This is a genomic window from Streptomyces sp. NPDC002130 (assembly GCF_040296465.1).
In the GTDB taxonomy this organism is placed as follows: domain Bacteria; phylum Actinomycetota; class Actinomycetes; order Streptomycetales; family Streptomycetaceae; genus Streptomyces.
Map to the genome: position 1 here is coordinate 1 of NZ_JBEOXI010001058.1, position 1,183 is coordinate 1,183.

The 1,183-nt window shown below is 69.9% G+C and carries 1 protein-coding gene; it reads left to right on the plus strand.

The genetic code is table 11. From position 1 onward, the window contains the following. Positions 1–104: 104 nt before the first annotated feature. Positions 105–1,183: aldehyde dehydrogenase family protein (locus ABT116_RS48360; protein WP_351647892.1), on the plus strand; the 1,079-nt coding region annotated here is incomplete at its 3' end.

Sequence of the window (1,183 nt, forward strand, 5' to 3'; positions counted from 1 at the left end):
CTGCGAATTCCGCACGATCGAAGGGAGCGGGGGTGTTGAAAACGTGGGTCGGCCGACTAGGGTGGGTGTCTCAAGTACTGGACATCCGAACTGGAGGGCCGGCAGTGAGCACCGAGCTGCGTCGTCTGCGCAACTACATCGGCGGTGAGTTCAAGGACGCCGCCGACGGACGGACCACCGAGGTGGTCAATCCCGCGACGGGCGAGGCGTACGCGACCGCTCCGCTGTCCGGGCAGGCGGACGTGGACGCCGCCATGGCGGCGGCCGCCGAGGCCTTCCCCGGCTGGCGCGACACCACGCCCGCCGAGCGCCAGAAGGCCCTGCTGAAGATCGCGGACGCCTTCGAGGAGCGCGCCGAGGAGCTGATCGCGGCCGAGGTGGAGAACACGGGCAAGCCGATCGGGCTGACCCGCTCCGAGGAGATCCCGCCGATGGTCGACCAGATCCGCTTCTTCGCGGGCGCGGCGCGGATGCTCGAGGGCCGCTCGGCCGGCGAGTACATGGAGGGCCTGACCTCCATCGTGCGCCGCGAGCCGGTCGGCGTCTGCGCGCAGGTCGCGCCGTGGAACTACCCGATGATGATGGCCGTGTGGAAGTTCGCCCCGGCGATCGCGGCGGGCAACACCGTCGTCCTGAAGCCGTCGGACACCACCCCGGCCTCGACGGTCCTCATGGCCGAGATCATCGGCTCGATCGTCCCCAAGGGCGTCTTCAACGTCATCTGCGGCGACCGTGACACCGGCCGCATGATGGTCGAGCACGAGACCCCGGCGATGGCCTCCATCACCGGTTCCGTGCGCGCCGGCATCCAGGTCGCCGAGTCCGCCTCCAAGGACGTCAAGCGCGTCCACCTGGAGCTGGGCGGCAAGGCCCCGGTCGTGGTCTTCGAGGACACCGACATCGCCAAGGCCGTAGAGGACATCTCGGTCGCCGGCTACTTCAACGCCGGCCAGGACTGCACCGCCGCCACGCGGGTGCTCGTCCACGAGTCCATCCACGACGAGTTCGTCTCCGCGCTGGCCAAGGCCGCCTCCGAGACGAAGACCGGGCAGCCGGACGACGAGGACGTGCTGTTCGGCCCGCTCAACAACCCCAACCAGCTCAAGCAGGTCGAGGGCTTCATCGACCGGCTGCCGGCGCACGCGCGCGTGGAGGCCGGCGGCAAGCGGGTCGGCGACAAGGG